This is a genomic window from Myxococcales bacterium (assembly GCA_016720545.1).
In the GTDB taxonomy this organism is placed as follows: Bacteria; Myxococcota_A; Polyangia; order Polyangiales; family Polyangiaceae; genus JAAFHV01.
The window spans coordinates 375,105-387,585 of record JADKKK010000001.1; the positions used below are offsets into that span (position 1 = coordinate 375,105).

Sequence of the window (12,481 nt, forward strand, 5' to 3'; positions counted from 1 at the left end):
CCCGGAGCGGCAGTGTCGCAAGGCACGGGGCCTCGTTTCAACCCCAACCGACGCCGAGCGAGAACAGGACCCCTGCGGCTGTTCTGGTCCGCGGAGTGCTGCGAGGGGCCCACCTCTGTCCACGGCCACATTTCGCGCCCCACGTTGGGGCGCGGCGGCAGCAGAATCAACGGGCTGCCCTCAGCCACGCGCGCGCTTGTAGTGCATCGCCACGGCGCCGTTGCGGAGCGGGCTCGCCGAGACGAGCTCGAGCCGCCGTGTGCTGGTCAGGCCGCGCTGGTACAGCGTTGGGCCGTGACCGGCGATCCTGGGGTGGACGAGGAACCTGTATTCGTCGATCAAGTCGAGGCGGTCCAGCTCGGTCGCGAGCTGTTCACTGCCGAGGAGCACGCCGGCCGGGGTGGCGTCCTTGAGGTTCTCCACGCTCGCGCGCAGGTCGCCGGCGAGGGCGTGGCTGTTCCTCCACGGGAAGTCGCTCCGCGTCGACGACACGACGTACTTCGGCTTGATCTCGAGTTTGGCTGCCCACTCGCGCAGGGCCGGCGGCGCCTCACCGTCGCCGCGGGCGATCGCGGGCCAGGTGCCCTCCATGAGCTCGTAGGTGACGCGGCCCCACAGCATCGCCCCGCACTCGTCCATCAGGCGGGTGAAGAAGGCGTGCGTCTCGTCGTCAGCGATGCCCTCTTGGTGGTCGACGCAGCCGTCCAGAGTCACGTTGAGGCTGAACGTCAGTCGTCCCATGCGTGTCTCCCCCTGTGGCCCACCGCCGCCCCTCAGACCGGATCGCGCCGCTTCAAAATGATGAGCAAGAGCCCCATCATGAGGAACGTCATCCCGTAGAGGACCACGAACGGCAGCCACAGATCCGCGTAGTAAATGAAGCCCCACCCACCGGCGAGGTGGTCAGAGGCCATCTGCGCGATGGCGCACTTGAAGTGGCCGTTCTCGATGAAGTCCGGGGCGCTCTGGAGGGTCGGCTTGTGGAGGTCGATGTACCAGGCGGGATCGCGCTCGATCGCGGCGCGCTCGTGCACGATGGAGCCCTCGAAGCCCCAGCGCGCCGGCATGACGTACATGAGCGGCTTCAGCATCTCGTTCGTGGTCATGGGCACCATGAGCCCGCCGAGGACCACCTGGGGGATGAGCGCGATCGGCGTGAGCGCCATCGCGGCCTCCGCCGAGGACACCATCGTGGAGAGCAAGAGCCCGAGCGCCGTGGCGTTCATGCTCACGCCCACCATGATGCCGAGCTCCATCAGGAACGCGCCGGGTCCGCCGTGGAAGCCGAGGGTGGCGAACACGATGCCGAGCAGCATCGAGCACTGGACCACGCAGATGGCCGACAGCACGATGTACTTGGAGAACACGTAGTTGAAGAGGGACAGGTTCACCATGCGCTCGCGCATGTAGATCGCCCGCTCGGTCACGATCTCGCGCGCCGAGTTGCTGGTGCCGAACCACACGCAGCTCACCACCACGAAGAAGAGCGCCGCCGTGTTGTCGTTGGTGGGCTGCATCCGATTCAGGAGATCGGCCGAGCCCGTCGCGTTCGACTGGCCCCGCTTCGACAGCTCCTGCAGCGCGCCGAGGCACCAGAACGGCACGGCCTGCTTCTGCCCCGCGAACACGAACGCGAGCATCACGCCGATGATGGGCGCCTGGAGGAACATGATCGCCGCGCCGGCGCGGTCGCGGATGCGCACCTTCCAGTACCGCGAGATGAGCAGCATGAGCTGACTGAAGAGCGCCACCTTGGGCGCGTGCGGCACGCCGCGGGCCGCGGCCTCGGTGCCCACCGCGCGGGGGCCGGAGTACATCTGCTGGAAGACCGGGTTCTCGTTGCGGAAGAACTCGTTTCGCCAGTGACGCGCCGCCTCGAGCCTCGCCGGGTTTCGCGGCGTGTTCGGGTCGTGCCGCTTCATGTCCTCGTGCACGGCCTTCTCGCGCACCTGGAGCATGTCGAACATGTCGCGAGGGTTGTCGATGCGCTTGCCGGCGTGCTGCGGCGCGAGGCTCCGGAAGGGGCTGTCGGGGCGCTCGATGAGGCTCGCGAAGAAGCGGTACGAGGGCTCGCCCGTGGGCCCGAAGTACGTCGGGATGCCGCCGTACCCCATGATGAAGGTCATGTTGAACTTCTCGAACTCGTCCTTCGCCGGCTGATGGATCGTCATGATGATCGTCTTGCCGGTCTTCTTGGTGAGCTCGGACAGCAGCGTGATGAGCGCCGTCGTGTCGTCGGCCGCGAGGCCGCTGGTGGGCTCGTCGAGGAAGAGAATGACGGGATCGGTCACGAGCTCGAGCGCGATGTTCACGCGCTTGCGCTGTCCGCCGGAGAGGACCTTCTTTTCCGGCTTGCCGATCTCCAGGTTCTTCAGGGCGTCGAGGCCGAGGTCCTTCAGGGTCTGCTCGACGCGCTGGTTGATCTCGGCGTCGGAGTAGTCGGGCGGGAGGCGGAATTTCGCCGAGTACTTCACCGCCTCGAAGACCGTGAGCTCGGGGTGGACGATGTCGTCCTGGGGCACGTACCCGATGGAGCCGCGGAGCGCGTCGTAGATCGCGTAGAGGTCCTCGCCGTTGATGCGCACCTGCCCGCTCGAGGGCGGCAGGTAGCCGTTCAGCGTCATGAGGAGCGTGGTCTTGCCCGCCCCGGAAGGCCCCATCAGCGCGATCATGTCGCCCGGCATGGCCTTGAAAGACACGTGGTCGAGCAGCACCTTCATCTTCGACTTGTCGTCGCGATCGGGCACCTCGAGGGAGAGGTCCCACGCCTCGATGTCGTAGAGCGGCTTGCCCGCCCAGGAGGCCTGCTGGTCTTCGACCACGAGGCCGAGCTGCTGGCCCGTGAGCTGGAGGAGCACCGGCATGGGGCCGATGAAGATCTTCTCGCCGTGCTGCACCGGCACGCGCTGGCCTGGCGCGAGGCGCTGGCCGCGGACGAACGTGCCGTTCGCGGAGCCCTTGTCTTCGAGGAGCACGTCGTTGCCCTGCCGCACGAGCACCGCGTGGTGCGAGCTCACCTGGGCGTGCGGCACGACGATCTGGTTGTCGGGCGTGCGGCCGATGGTGATGATGTTCTGGGCGAGGTCGGCGAGGTTCAGCTCGCCGATGACCGTGCGGTGCTTCCGGCCTGGCTCAGGCCCCGCCCCGGGCGGAGGCCCGGCTGGAGGCGCCATGCCGGCCGGAGGGGCGCCGACTGGAGGGCCGTGCAGCGGCGCGCCCTGCGCACGCCCGAGCTGCAGCAGCACGCTGGTCGGTACGGGGACGGGCCCGAACGCGAGCACGCCGTTGGGGTCGAGCGGCACGGCCTGTCCGGAAGGGAGCCGCTGGCCGTTCTGGTAGGTGCCGCTGGTTGACGCGTTGTCGGTCACGGTCATGCGATCGAGCATCACCGTCGCGTGGTTCCCGCTCACCGCGCTGCTCGCGAGCACGAGGCTCGCGGTGCTCGACTCCCGCCCGACGATGAAGTGCCCAGGCGGCGCCGGCGCCTGACCGACCGACATGGCCATCAGCGCGAGGGCGGGATGGGCGAGCGGCAGCGGGGTCTGTCCGAGCGCGATAGGTGTCCGAAAATCGAAGGGTATCGGCTGGTTAGGGGCGACGGGCGCGCCCCCCACGAACGTGGGGGCGGCGCCGTTGTCGAAGAAGGTGAGCTGCGCGCCTTGCCGCACGATGCGCGCGTGCCGGGGGGCAACACCTGGGCCGTGGACCACGACGTCGTTGTCGGGGGCCGATCCGATCGAAACCTGCTCTTTGCCGAACCCGGGGATCATCGGCCGCGATGCTACACTGAAGGGCCCGAGGACTTCGAGATTCCGGGGCCGACCACCCGAGACGGGGGGCCCAAGGCAACGCCCCTCGGCGTCGGTGCGCGGGTCCGGGCGCTACTCGCCCGGGGGCCGGGCGCTCGGGCTAGGGCCTCGGTGCCCCGGCGCCGACGGCGGCGCGAGCGGGGGCGTCTCCGCGGGGAGAGAGGGCGCGGCCGTGGGCTCCGACTCGCTCGAGGCGGGGGGCTCGCCGACACGTGGCAAGGCCGAGAGCGGCACGGCGATCTGCGGGTCGACGTGCTCCGGCTTGATGATCACGGCGTAGAGCCCGGCACTCGCGACCGCGACCGCCACCACCGCCGCGAGCACCAGGATCCCGATGAGCCACCACGGCCGTGTGGGCGCGGCCGCGCTGCGCTGCGAGCGCGGGGGGCTCGGCGGGAGCACCGCGGGCACGGCAGGCCCGACGTGCGGCGGCGGTCCAGCTCCGGGCACGACACCGAGCGCCGGCGCGATCGGGACCGTGGCCACCGCAGGCGAGCCGGTCGGCGCGGGGCTCGCGAGGGGCGCGGCGAGCACCGTCGCTCCCGCCCTCGCCGCGGGCGGATCCGGCACGGTGCCGAGCCCCGCGGAGACGAGGGTCGCCGCGGCCGAGGAGCTGCTCGAGCCCTCTCTCGGGCGCGCGAGCAGCACTGTGATGTTGTCGTGCCCCCCGCGCGCGTTCGCGAGATCGACGAGCTGGCCGGCGGCCTGCTCCAGCGGGACCTGACCGGCCATCGCGAGGATCTCGGCCTCGGTCACCAGATCGGTCAGGCCGTCGCTGGCGAGGACGAACACGTCGCCGGGCGCGAAGGGGACAGGCTCGGGCCGAAGCTCGACCTGCACTTCGGCGGCGATGCCGAGGGCGCGCATGATCTTGTTCGCGTCGGGGTGGGTCGCGGCCTCCTCGGGGCGGATCATGCCCGCCTCGACCATGAGCTGCACCATCGAGTGGTCGCGGGTGATCTGCTGAATTCGACCGCGCGACATGAACAACACGCGACTGTCGCCCACGTGCGCGACCTCGGCACCGTGCGGCGTCAGCAGCACCGCGACGACCGTCGAGCCCGCGCGCGCCTCGCCCGCGGCGAGCGGGAGCTCGCGGATGCGCTGGTGTCCGAGGGTGATCCCGTCGCGGAGTAGCTCGCGTCCGCTCGCGCCGGCTGGCGCGCCGTCGAAGGTCTCTTGGATGGCCCGGGTCGCCGCGGCCGACGCGTCCTGCCCGTTCGCGTGGCCACCCATGCCGTCGCATACGACGCAGAGGGTCCCGAAGCGCGTGGCCTTGTGGAAGCCTGCGTCCTCGTTGATCTGCTTCTCCGGATCGCGGCCCGGATCGGTGCGGAGCGCGAGCTCGGCGGCGATGGGCTCGACCAGGGTGTCTCGGGGCGTCGTCAACGCGTCACCGTGAAGCTCACGGGGCCAAAGCGTACCTCGGCTCCCACGCGGACGGAAACCCAGACCTCCGGAGCGATGCGCGCGCCGTCAACGTAGGTGCCGTTGTTCGAGCCGCCGTCGCGCACCTGCACCGCGCCGTCGAGCAGGCGCACGTGCGCATGCACGCCGCTCACCCGCGGCTCGGTGAGCAGGAGGCGGCACCGCGCCGGATCGCGGCCGACCGCGGCCTCCGCGACGGTCAACGGGAAGTCACCGGCCGGGCCGACGAGGCGCGCGCTCGCGAGCCGCCCCGCGTCGCCGTAGGGGTCTACCGGCGGCGCGAGGGCCGAAGGGAGAGCGCCCGTCAAGGCGTAGCTCTTCGGGACCGCCGCCGCCGCCACGGGCGCGCCGAGCGGCTGCCCGCACGAGAAGCACACCGACGCGACGCCGGGCGTCGTCATGGTGGGGAGCCGACACGAAGGGCAGATGACCTCGCCGATGACCAGCCCCTCGGTCGCGCGCCGCACCGCCGGCGGGGCTCCGGAGGCAAACGCGGCCGGGGGCGCTGACGGAGACGGCTGCGGGGGCGGCGCGGCCGCCGCAACGGCGTACGCCGGGGGGGCCGCCGCAGGAGGCGCCACGTAGCCGGCCGGCGCGTATCCCAGCGGGGCGACCGGCGCGACCGACGCGCGCGCCGCCTCCGGCGCAGGGGGAGCGCCGTAGCCCGAGGGCCCGAGCCCCGACGGTGCCGGCGCCGGCGCCGGGCTCAGACTAAAGGGGGCGCGGCGCCGTAGCCTCCGCCGCCGTAGCCTCCACCCTGGCCGCCCGGGGGCGGGCCGCCGTAGCCTCCGGGCGCGCCGTAGCCTCCGCCCGGGGGGGCGCCGTACCCGCCACCGCCGCCGTAAGGCGCAGGACCACCGGCCACCACCGGCGCGGCGGGCGGCGCCGCCGAGCGACCACGCTTGCCACCGCCTCCGCCGCCTCCGCGGAGGAGCACCACGAGCAGCAAGATGATGACCACCACGCCGCCGCCGATACCCGCGATGAGCAGAATGTTCATCGGCTTCTTCTGCGCCTTGAGCGTGAGGACGGTCTTCTCGTCGTACCCGCTCGCGCGCTTCGCTCGGTTGTCGTAGAGCACGAGCCGCGTGATCATTTGCTCGCCGTTGCCCTCGAGGATCTTCTCGTCGTCGGGCACCTGGAGAGAGACGAACGTGTCCGAAGCCTCGAGCGCTCCACCGCGCAGGTTCTGGGCCGTGATCGTCTGCATCGCCTGCTGGGCGACGCGCGGATCGTTTCGGTTCACGTTCGGATCGGGCTTCGAGCCAGCCGGCACGAAGTAGGCCTCGGCTCGCGTCTTGTCGCCGCCCCAGCAGAAGTTGCCGTACACCCGGAAGGTGCCGCCCGGGTGGAGGGGGTTCGCGTCGGCCTCGAGCTTCGTCTGCGCGAGGTTGAGATCGAGCGGCCACTGGGTGGGGTTCACGCCGAGCGGCACTTCCTTGAACGTGGCGTCGGGCTTGATGGGCGGGCTCGTGTTGTCGAACGCGAGGATGAACGACTGCTCGACCGTGGGGGCCAGGCACGCGAGCTTCCACTTGACGACCCACATCTTGTCGAACCGGTCGTTCACGAGCTTCACGATCGTGCGCGCCTTGGTGACCGACTGGCCGGCCTGGACGATGTCGAAGAAGCCCCCGATCTCGGGGTTCGCGATGTCCTGCATGTACTGGAAATCATTCAACGAAAGCTTGTCGTTGACGAACCCACGCGCGTTCGGGAAATACACCGAGATGACCGGCAGCGGCGTCTTCGGGGAGGCGCTGTTGTCCTCGGGGAAGCGGCCCTTGTTGAAGAACTGCTTCATCACCTCGGCCGTAGCCGCCACGCTGCCACCGTCTTCGCGACCGGCGCCGTTCGACAGCAGCACCATCGCCTGCATCATGGGGATGTTCTGCACGCTGCCGCTGTTGCCGAGGTCGCCGAAGGCGCGGGCGATGTTCTTCACCTGCCCACCGAAGGGGCGGCCGCTGCCGCTCGACGCCGAGGGGGTCCCGTTCGCCGCCAGGACGGCGATGAGCTTCGCCTTGTCGCGCGCGGGGGTCCACGCGGTGTTCGCGCGGTACGCGTTCAGCTTGTCGTCGAAGATGATGAGCTTCGCGAGGTCGTTCGGGCCAAGCGCGCCGATGAACTGGTTGGCGACCTCGCGGGCGTCTTGGTACCGGCCGCCCATCATGCTCGAGGCGTCCAGCGCGATGAGCCAGGCGGTGCCGACGAGCGGGTCCTTCTTCGCGGCGCCCCAGGCGGTCTTGCTCACGAAGGTCGCCGGGCTCTCGGCGTTGTCGACGCGGACGAAGAGCCGCGCCTGCGCGTCCGGGAAGGGGAACGGCTTCGCGATGGCGTTGGGGGTCTCCACCGCGGCGCTGAGGCAGTTCAGGTACGCGTCCCCGCGGAGCGCGGCGCACCCGTTGTTGCTCACGACCTCGCTCAGCGAAGAGAACTGCACGAGCTCGACGACGGTGGTGAGCAACGGCGCACCGTCGCGCACGCCCGCGCGTGGGTCGATGCGGAGCAGCTTGGTCTCGACGGCGGCGCTCGCGGGCCGAGCCGCGAGGACGAGGAGCAGCGCGAGGGCCGCGGCGAGCGCCCGCACAGCCACTGCGAGGAGAGATCGGGCGGGCGCGTGCGTGGCGGAGGCGGCAGATCGGTTCACGAGGGCTCCTTGTCGCGTTGACGAAATACCAAGCTTTCGCCCTGCCAGGAAGGACTCACTCCTCCCTACGCCGATCGCGCGCGCTTCGCGGGCCGCGGCAGACCACGCCGCGACGCCCAGGAGCCGTCGAGTGGACGCTGCAGCGCGGGGGATCATGCAGCCGCGCGACCGCGCAGTCGCGTCGCGAAGGCGCCCCTCAGTGCGTGCGCGTGATGAGCTTCACGAACGCGACATAGCCCCCGAAGCGGAGCTTATCGCCATCGCGGAGGTCGCGGCGCCCGTTGAAGCCCACATGCTCCTCGTTGACGAACGTGCCGTTTGTGGAGCCCGTGTCCTCGAGGGTGATGGTGCCGCTCACTCCGTCGATCGAGAGGGCCGCGTGCCGCGAGGACGTGGTCGCGTCACTCAGCGGGATGTCGACGTTCTCGCCCGAATTCGCGCGGCCGATCACCTTGCGGCCGCCGGTGAGCGGCCAGAACTCCCCGGCGGGGTTCGCCTGGTAGGAGACGACGAAGCCACGCAGCGCGTTGGCGGGCAGCGCCTGGGGCGGAGGCGGCTGGTACGCGGGCGCAGCCGCAGCGACGGGCGCGGGCGGCGGTGCAGGCGCGAACTGGGGCTGCGGGGCCTGATCGAAACCACCGCCGCCGAAGCCCTGGCCCTGCTGCGGGTAGCCGCCGAAGCCTTGCGGTTGGTGGGGCTGATGCGGCTGCTGCGGTTGCTGCTGGCCGAAGCCGCCGCCACCGAAGCCCTGCTGTGGCTGCTGACCGAAGCCGCCGCCACCGAACCCCGCGTTGGGGTCGGGGAAGCCGCCCTGCTGCTGGCCAAATCCACCTTGGGGCTGCTGACCGAAGCCGCCGCCCTGATCGAAGCCGCCGCCACCGTACTGCGGCTGTTGACCGAAGCCGCCGCCACCGCCGGGGAAGCCACCCTGCCCCGCGGGATAGCCGCCGGACTGCTGGAAGCCCCCGCCCTGCTGGCCTTGGGGGTTGCCGTACGCGTCATTCGTGAAGGGCATGGCGTCGATCGGCGGCAGCCCACCCTGATGCGGCTGCTGGGGCGCGCCGTATTGGGGAGCTTGCCCAAATGGCGAGGGGCCGAGCGAATATCCGCAGACGTTGCAGAACTTGTCGGAGGACTGTGGAACAGCGCCGCATTGCGGACAGGGGGCCATGAGATTCTCCAGTGGACCAGAGGGCGCACGTCGGGCGCGCCCGCGACGATCATATCCGACAATTCTCGCGGCGCGCGAGTACCTGACGAAAATCTAGGCGGGCGGCGGCGCGATCCCTACGCGCGGCGCGGCGCGGCGCGACGCGGCCAGGGCACGAAAGAGGGGCGCTCAGATGCGGCGAAACACGCCCACGACGACGCCGAGGAGCATCGTCGCGCGGAAGTCCATCGCGCGCACCAGGATCGGCGCCATGGTCTTGTTCGCGGGCTGGAAGCGCACGTAGTCCTTCTCGGGGAAGTAGTACTTGACCGTCGCCTCGTCGCCGATGAGCGCGACGACGATGTCGCCGCGGCTCGCGGTGAGCTGCTTGCGCACGAAGATGTAGTCGCCGCTCAGGATGCCGGCGTCGATCATGCTGTCGCCCGAGACGCGGAGGCCGAAGACCTCGCGGCCGCCGCGGATGAGCCCGCGGTCGACGCGCACCGTGTCGATGACGTTCTCTTCGGCGAGGATGGGCATGCCCGCCGCCACGCGACCGAGCACCGGGATCTCGACGAGGTCGTCATCGTCCATCCGGAGCGACTGGGCGTTGGCTTCGTCGTTCGACGCCTCGAGCGGGCCCACCGGCCCCGGCCCCGTGGGGCGGAGCGCGCGGCTCTTCATGTCTTCGCGCGTGAGGTATCCCTTGCGCTCGAGCGCGCGAAGGTGGTCGTTCACGCCGTTCGTGGAGCGAATCCCCATGCGCGCGCCGATCTCGCGGAGCGTGGGAGGGTACCCCCGATCGACGATGGACTGCTTGATGTAGTCGAGGACCATCTGCTGCCGCTGGGTAAGCCCTTGCATGTTGCAACGAACAGTACTGAACGCACGTTACCAGGTCAAGAACGCGGCACCGTTTGCGCGCAAGAGCTTGATCTTACAACGGAATTTTCGATGCGTGGGGCGCGCACACTGGCCGCGTTCGAGGGCCGTCCGGGGGCCTCGGAAGGCCCTCCCCGACCGCCGCCCCACAGGGACGGGCGAGCAGCGGCAGGCTACTTCTTCTTTGCCCAGACGGTGTCGATGAAGGGCCCCTCGAACGGATCGCCGTGGCAGGTCTCGCAGCCGTGCTCCTTGCCGTCGACGCGCTTCACTTTGTCGACGAACTCCGTCTGCATCCACTTCGCGAGCGCCTTCTTGTCGCCGTGGTCGAGCGACTCCATGCGCCCCTGGTGGCAAGAGTCGCAGTAAATTGGGCTCCCGTCGGCGAGCACGAGGCCGCGCGAGAAGTCGTTCCACATGCGGGTGGCGACGGCCTTCTTGGGCGTGGCGGCCTTGAAGTCGTCGGCGTCGTGGCAGGCGCCACACTGGACGCCGAGCGCCTTGGTGAAGGTCTTCATGACCTTCCGCAGCTTCTGCGGCTCGATTTTGTCGAGCGGGGGGAGCCGCTTGGGGTCGAGGCCGATCGCGGCGAGCTCCGAGGCCATCGCGCTCGGCGCGATGGGCTTCATCACGACCGGCGCCTTGACGGGCGAGGCCACCGCGCCGCTCGGCGCCGGTGCTGCCGAACCGGACGCGACGGGCGGCGCCGAAGGCCCCGGGCCCGCGGGGACGACGGGGGCGGGAGTGTTCCCACCGCACGCGGCGGCGGCCGTGGACAGGGACACGCCGAGGAGGAGCGCGAGGAGGGGGAGCTTGGAAGATGCCATCGTCGGGAGGGGGGCCTTTGAGAGTCGGGGCGTCAGAACTTGCCGGAGGTAGAGAGGAACGTAAGCTTCTCGTTGGTCTCGCGGAGCCTGCTCGTGAGCATGCGCACGGAGCTCCAGAGGACCTCGTAGGCGAGATCCTTGTTCAGAAAGAGCAGGTCGTCGAAGTCGTCTTTGGCGATGACGAGGAGCTTGCAGCGCTCGTGGGCCAACGCGTCCGCCGAGCGCACCGACTCGTCGAGGAGCGCCATCTCGCCGAACACTTCGCCAGGCCCCAGCACCGCGAGGGCCTCCTCGCCCATGCCGGAGACGTTGCGCGAGATGCGCACCTTACCCTCGGCGACGATGTACACGCGGTCGCCGCGATCACCGTAGTTGAAGATGCGCGCGCCGAGACCGTACGACTCCTCGTGGGTCACCTCGGCGATCAGCTGTAGGGCCTCGCCCGTGAGGCCCTCGAAGAAGGGGACGCGGGCGAGCTGCTCCTCGCGCTGGGCCGTCGGGCTGGGGTCGGTCACGGCCGGGAAGCGTAGCGGCAATCGCCGCCACCCGTCCACGGGTTAGCGGCGAGCTACGAGCGACGAGAATCGATCGCGGCCGCTTTGGATCATGTGGGCGGCGCGCGAAGCCGGGCGTAGAGTCGCCGCCATGACGGACACGAGAAAGGTCATCATCATCGGCTCCGGCCCTGCGGGCCACACTGCGGCGATCTACGCTTCGCGCGCCAACCTGCAGCCCCTCATGTTCGAGGGGCTCGTCCGCGGGGGCATTCCCGGCGGGCAGCTCATGATCACGAACGACGTCGAGAACTACCCGGGGTTCCCCGCGAAGGTGACCGGCCCCGATCTCATGAAGGCGTTCCGCGACCAGTCGCTCCATCAGGGCGCGGAGATCCGCACCGAAGACGTGAACCGCGTCGACCTGTCGTCGCGTCCCTTCCGCGTGTGGGCGGGCGACGACGACACGGAGTACCAGGCCGAGACCCTCATCATCGCCACGGGCGCCCAGGCGAAGTGGCTCGGCATCGAGAGCGAGCACGCGCTGAAGGGGCGCGGCGTCTCGGCGTGCGCCGTGTGCGACGGCGCGTTCTTCCGAAACCAGGACGTGGCCGTGGTGGGCGGCGGCGACACGGCGATGGAGGAGTCGATGTACCTCTCCGGTCTGTGCCGCAGCGTCGCGCTCATCCACCGCCGCGACGAGTTCCGCGCCAGCAAGGCGATGCAAGAGCGCGTGCTCAAGAACCCGAAGATCACGGTCCACTACAACACCGAGATCGACGAGATCCTCGACGTGACCAAGGGCGAGGTCACGGGCGTCCGGCTGCGCAACAACAAGACCGGCGAGAAGCAGACCCTCGACGTCACGGGGTACTTCGTCGCGATCGGGCACACTCCGAACACGGACCTCTTCGCCGGCGCGCTCGAGCTGCACGACAACGGCTACATCAAGACCAAGCCCGGCACGACGCAGACGAGCGTCGCGGGCGTGTTCGCCGCGGGCGACGTGCAGGACTTCGTCTACCGGCAGGCCGTCACGGCCGCGGGCTCGGGGTGCATGGCCGCCCTCGAGGCGGAGCGCTGGCTCGCCGCGAGCTCGAGCCACTGACGCGGCACATCCGGGTACCTCCCCCGGGCGTGGCCGGCTTCGGCCACGGATTTGGGGAGGTCGGCCCGGACGCTGAGCGAGATCGAGGTCGAGTGGCGGCCAAACCCTCGAAACTCAACGAGATTCGAGCGCT

General features: G+C 70.0%; 10 protein-coding genes. 1 reads left to right on the top strand and 9 read right to left on the bottom strand.

Going from position 1 to position 12,481, the window contains the following annotated elements; all coding sequences use genetic code 11:
- Positions 1-180: 180 nt before the first annotated feature.
- The 9 genes from IPQ09_01485 to IPQ09_01525 all read right to left on the bottom strand — a co-directional run bounded on the left by IPQ09_01485 (position 181) and on the right by IPQ09_01525 (position 11,261).
- Positions 181-741, bottom strand: a complete 561-nt coding sequence (locus tag IPQ09_01485) for a dihydrofolate reductase family protein (GenBank protein ID MBL0192892.1) — start codon at positions 739-741, stop codon at positions 181-183.
- Between the two features lie 32 nt (positions 742-773).
- The gene (locus IPQ09_01490; protein MBL0192893.1) at positions 774-3,770 is read right to left on the bottom strand and encodes an FHA domain-containing protein; all 2,997 of its coding nucleotides are present in this window, start codon (positions 3,768-3,770) and stop codon (positions 774-776) included.
- A 111-nt stretch (positions 3,771-3,881) separates the two neighbouring features.
- A complete protein-coding gene (locus IPQ09_01495; protein ID MBL0192894.1) occupies positions 3,882-5,198 on the bottom strand; it encodes a protein phosphatase 2C domain-containing protein in 1,317 nt (438 codons plus the stop codon).
- Entirely contained in the window at positions 5,195-5,638 is a 444-nt protein-coding gene (locus tag IPQ09_01500; GenBank protein MBL0192895.1) for an FHA domain-containing protein, read from the bottom strand. The genes IPQ09_01495 and IPQ09_01500 overlap by 4 nt, the downstream gene beginning before the upstream one ends.
- 305 nt (positions 5,639-5,943) lie before the next feature.
- Positions 5,944-7,887: a hypothetical protein gene (locus tag IPQ09_01505; GenBank protein MBL0192896.1), complete on the bottom strand. Its 1,944-nt coding sequence runs from the start codon at positions 7,885-7,887 to the stop codon at positions 5,944-5,946.
- A gap of 196 nt (positions 7,888-8,083) precedes the next feature.
- A complete protein-coding gene (locus tag IPQ09_01510) occupies positions 8,084-9,058 on the bottom strand; it encodes an FHA domain-containing protein (protein MBL0192897.1) in 975 nt (324 codons plus the stop codon).
- 168 nt (positions 9,059-9,226) lie between these two features.
- Positions 9,227-9,901 carry a transcriptional repressor LexA gene (lexA, locus tag IPQ09_01515; GenBank protein MBL0192898.1) on the bottom strand — a complete coding sequence of 225 codons (675 nt, stop codon included), beginning with the start codon at positions 9,899-9,901 and terminating at the stop codon, positions 9,227-9,229.
- Positions 9,902-10,092: 191 nt separating this feature from the next.
- Positions 10,093-10,746, bottom strand: a complete 654-nt coding sequence (locus IPQ09_01520; GenBank protein ID MBL0192899.1) for a hypothetical protein — start codon at positions 10,744-10,746, stop codon at positions 10,093-10,095.
- 32 nt (positions 10,747-10,778) lie between these two features.
- Complete coding sequence (locus IPQ09_01525) at positions 10,779-11,261, bottom strand: cyclic nucleotide-binding domain-containing protein (GenBank protein ID MBL0192900.1); 483 nt, start codon at positions 11,259-11,261, stop codon at positions 10,779-10,781.
- A gap of 130 nt (positions 11,262-11,391) precedes the next feature.
- Here IPQ09_01525 and trxB point away from each other — a divergent pair, with 130 nt between their 5' ends.
- Positions 11,392-12,348 (top strand): thioredoxin-disulfide reductase, encoded by a 957-nt coding sequence (trxB, locus tag IPQ09_01530; GenBank protein ID MBL0192901.1) that lies wholly within the window; start codon positions 11,392-11,394, stop codon positions 12,346-12,348.
- Positions 12,349-12,481: the final 133 nt, after the last annotated feature.

What these genes read in the sequence shown, in the direction of transcription:
- lexA (MBL0192898.1), bottom strand. Translation starts at nt 9,901, where the DNA reads ATGCAAGGGCTTACCCAGCGGCAGCAGATGGTCCTCGACTACATCAAG.
- IPQ09_01490 (MBL0192893.1), bottom strand. Translation starts at nt 3,770, where the DNA reads ATGATCCCCGGGTTCGGCAAAGAGCAGGTTTCGATCGGATCGGCCCCC.
- IPQ09_01500 (MBL0192895.1), bottom strand. Translation starts at nt 5,638, where the DNA reads ATGACGACGCCCGGCGTCGCGTCGGTGTGCTTCTCGTGCGGGCAGCCG.
- IPQ09_01510 (MBL0192897.1), bottom strand. Translation starts at nt 9,058, where the DNA reads ATGGCCCCCTGTCCGCAATGCGGCGCTGTTCCACAGTCCTCCGACAAG.
- IPQ09_01485 (MBL0192892.1), bottom strand. Translation starts at nt 741, where the DNA reads ATGGGACGACTGACGTTCAGCCTCAACGTGACTCTGGACGGCTGCGTC.
- IPQ09_01520 (MBL0192899.1), bottom strand. Translation starts at nt 10,746, where the DNA reads ATGGCATCTTCCAAGCTCCCCCTCCTCGCGCTCCTCCTCGGCGTGTCC.
- trxB (MBL0192901.1), top strand. Translation starts at nt 11,392, where the DNA reads ATGACGGACACGAGAAAGGTCATCATCATCGGCTCCGGCCCTGCGGGC.